A 3634-nucleotide genomic window follows, 5' to 3' on the forward strand; every position below is an offset into this window, starting at 1 on the left:
CGTCGGCTGGTCCAGACCGAGGTGGGCGATCAGCTGGCCAGGATGCTGCTGGCTGGCAAGGTTCACGACGGCGACACGGTCCTGGTGGACCAGACCGGCGGCGACCACCTGGAGCTCACCGCTTGGCCCACTGAGAATCTGGTCGATGATTCAGTCACGGTCAACGATGTGACGGCTGATGGCGATGCCGATGCTGATGCCGGCGATGGCGGTCGTGGCCGTCATGCCGCTCGTGGTGACGATCAGGGTCAGGCCCAGTCTCGCTGAGATCAATTAAGGTCGGTACCCGGGATAATCCCCGAGTGCCGACCCTTTTTGTACCACGTACTGTGCTCTGTAGATTCAGTCCATAGCGGCCGCCGGATCCTTGCCCTCTTGCATGGACTCCCACTGGCTGTCGACGATGACTTGGGGGCGCCGTGCCGCTACAGTAGGAAGCTGGTCTGTGTCGATCAGGGCGAGGTGCAGCCAGCGACGGCGCAGGTGCCGCAGCCGGTGCAGACGACGGACGTTGAGCATGGCCAGGATGGTGGATAAGGCCCCTGTTACTGCTGCAATCATGGGGTTGAGCATCCAGCCCAAGAAGGGTTGGCAGATTCCGGTGGCAATGACCAGAGCGATGACGTTGTAGACAGTGGACCAGGTCAGGTTCTGCTTGATGACCCGGGTGGTGGCCCGGCTCAGTTCGATGGCCCTGCCTGTCCCGTCCAGGTCGCCTTGGTGCAGGATCAGATCCGGATGTGGCAGGTCGATGTCGTCCGCGGCATCGTCTGTGTCAGCCTGAAGTTTTGGACCCAAAGTGATGCTCACCTGAGCCCTGGCTGCCAGCTTGGGATCCGCCGTGGTCCCAGCTGCCAGAGCCACCAGGCTGGTTCGACCCTGCTTCTCGGCGGAAGCGGTGTCTTGACCAGTCCGATCCGCTGAAACGCCTCTGCTGCTCCGGGTCAGGTCGTGATTGAGCCGATCCATGCACTCGCGCTTGCGCTCGGGGGTCAGCCGGGTGATCAGCATATCCACGCCCGCCTGACGGGCTGCCCGCTCGATCCTGTCGTCCGGCTGGCGGCTTCCATCCAGGATCAGGCTGCTCACTCGCAAGGCGCGTAGATGGGTGGCAGTGCGAGTCAGGGATTCCGCGTGGACACCCTGGCTCTCCGAGTCGTCGGGACCCAGCAGAGAGGAGTCGTCCAGAATCAGCGTGCGCACCCGGCCCAGGTGGTTCATGGCTCGTGGCGAAGTGAAAAGCAGACCGTGGGCCAGGCCCGTCTCCAAGCTGGTTCGGAAGGCCATGGGGATGGTCATGGCTGCGACGGCGGGACAGGTAACGGTCAGCACACAGACGGCATTGCCTACAGCGTGGGCCAGGTGGGGTTGCGGTCCCAGCATGAGCCAGAGCATGAAGGTCCAGACAGCCAGGATCATGATCAGGGCGATGGCTATGTTGACGATGCGATCCATCCTACGCATGTCGGGGGAGCGTTCGACCAGGGCCTGGGGGATGATCTTCACCAGCCTGGCTGCATAGGTGTTGTCGCCGGCGGCATCCACGCGGATGGACAGTCGACCCTCCAGAATCTTGCTGGAGGCCAGGATCCGGTCGCCGGGCCCGCAAGGCCGAGGTCGGTCGCCGCCGGTCAGCTCGCTGTCGTCCACCAGAGCCGATCCTGACTCCACAATCCCGTCGGCGGCTGGGCGCTCTCCTGTGCGTACCAGGAGCAAATCTCCTGAGCGGATCCGGTCACGTGCAAGGATCCGGGCGGGAACTGTCTGCGGATGTTCGGGATCGGCCACCAGGCCTGAGGCTGGTCGGATTTCTGTTAGATGGTTCAAAGAGGCCACCAGGGAGGCTTCCATTCTGGTGCCGATGACCCGGGCCAGCAACAGGAGGGTGATGACTACGCCGATCAGGTCGAAGTATGGGGATCGGGAGCCCTCCGGTAGCAGGGACCCGGCCAGGCAGGTAGCCAGGCTGTACAGGTAGGCCAGACTTGTGGCCAGCATGGCCAAAAGATCGGGGCTGCAACGGTGCTCGGTCATGGACTTCCACCCGTCCATGAGTATTCCACGACCGCAATAGAAGATGACTGGGGTTATCAGAATAGCCTGGACCCAAGGGCTGGTCAGCCAGGAGGGAATCAGATCGGGGCCGAAACGATCGAATAGATCAAGAGCCAGGACGGGTGCAGTCAGCAGGGCGCTAATGATGGTAGGCCTGAGCAGACGGTGGCTGCGGGAGTCCAGATCGGCCCCCCATTTGCCCCAATCCTCGGGATCGCGCCAGGGGTGGTTGGCCAGGGAGTCTGAGCCTGCATCTTGGTCACTGACATGAGCCGACGGCATAAGGAAGTACCAGATGATCAGCCAGGTGACCGCACAGGCCACGACCAGATCGGCTATCGCCAGGAAGATATCGATACCCACGGATCTCCTTCGGTCTTGCTCCAACCCCTCAATATTTTCTATTCTGCCCGTCATTGCGGCCCAGCACCGGTCTTAAGGCCGATTCCTTGCGGAAAAAACGAATTCTCGAATTATCGCCGACAACCTGCCGTGCCGATCTCACTTTCGGGTCCAGTCTTGGAGGTTTACTAGAACATATGTTCGATTCTACGTCATCGGTGGTCATGGTTGTGCTTCTCCTGCTGATCGGTATGGTACTGGGAGGATTGGCCGGGTATGCACTGGGTCGTGCCCACGGTCGAAGGTCCGTTGGAACGGGGTCTGACGGCCAGGTGGATGAGCTGCGTTCGCAGCTGGACCAGGTCCAGGACAGGCTTCATGGATCCGAGGCGGCTCTGGTGGAGGCGCGGACCAAGGTGGACGGCCTGAACCGCGAGCTCTCCTTTGTCAAGTCTCAGCTGGCCCAGGCCCAGCAGGCCGAGCAAATCAGAATCGAGCAGGAGCGCCGCCGTACACAGGCTCAGGAAGAGGAGAAGCGGCGCAGGCAGGCTCAGAGCATGGAGGAGGAGAGCAAGGTGCTCTCGGCTCTGGCTCCCGTGCAGAAGAATCTGGATGCCCTCCAGCATAAGGTGGCCCAAATCGAGGAGGGTCGCAAGCAGGAGATGGGGTCCCTGGGGCAGCAGCTGAAGAGTCTGGGTGAGCAGCAGGGGCGGCTGGACAAGGAGACCAGTTCCTTGGCTTCGGCACTGCGCAACAACAAGGTGCGCGGCGCTTGGGGAGAGGCTCAGCTCAGGAATATCGTCGAGTCCGCTGGGCTCTTGGAGCATGTGGACTTCGACACTCAGGTTGTGGTCACTGCCTCGGATGGCCGCGTTCTGCGTCCAGACATGGTGGTCCATCTGCCCGGCGGCAAGACCATTCCCATTGACGCCAAGGCACCCTATTCCGACTACCAGCGGGCCTGCGAGATCCCCGACACCGCTTCGGATGACGAGCTGCGCCGCCGGGACGAGCTGCTCAAGGCGCATGCCCGTGCCCTGCGCGAGCACGTCAAGGCCCTGGCCGACAAGGAGTACTGGAACGCCTTTGAAACGGCCCCGGACTTCGTGGTAGCCTTCATCCCCAACGACTCCCTTCTGCAGGCTGCTCTGGAGGTGGACCCCACCCTGATGGATGATGCCTTTGCCCAAAAGGTGGCTCTGACTTCGCCGGTGACCCTCTGGGCTGTGCTCAAGTC

2 protein-coding genes and 1 pseudogene are annotated in these 3634 nt (G+C 62.1%); 2 read left to right on the top strand and 1 reads right to left on the bottom strand.

What is annotated here, in order from left to right:
• Positions 1-267 (top strand): annotated as a pseudogene (locus AC0AP0_RS10275) (hypothetical protein); the annotation flags it as partial.
• Between the two features lie 75 nt (positions 268-342).
• Here the strand turns inward: AC0AP0_RS10275 and AC0AP0_RS10280 are convergent.
• On the bottom strand, positions 343-2418 hold the full coding sequence (locus AC0AP0_RS10280; protein ID WP_490430389.1) for a P-type ATPase actuator domain-containing protein: 2076 nt from the start codon (positions 2416-2418) through the stop codon (positions 343-345).
• Positions 2419-2594: 176 nt separating this feature from the next.
• Between AC0AP0_RS10280 and AC0AP0_RS10285 the strand changes: the two genes are divergently transcribed.
• On the top strand, positions 2595-3634 hold a 1040-nt coding region (locus AC0AP0_RS10285; protein WP_490430390.1), incomplete at its 3' end, for a DNA recombination protein RmuC.

Source organism: Bifidobacterium sp. POST2/T3 (B1) (assembly GCF_058197115.1).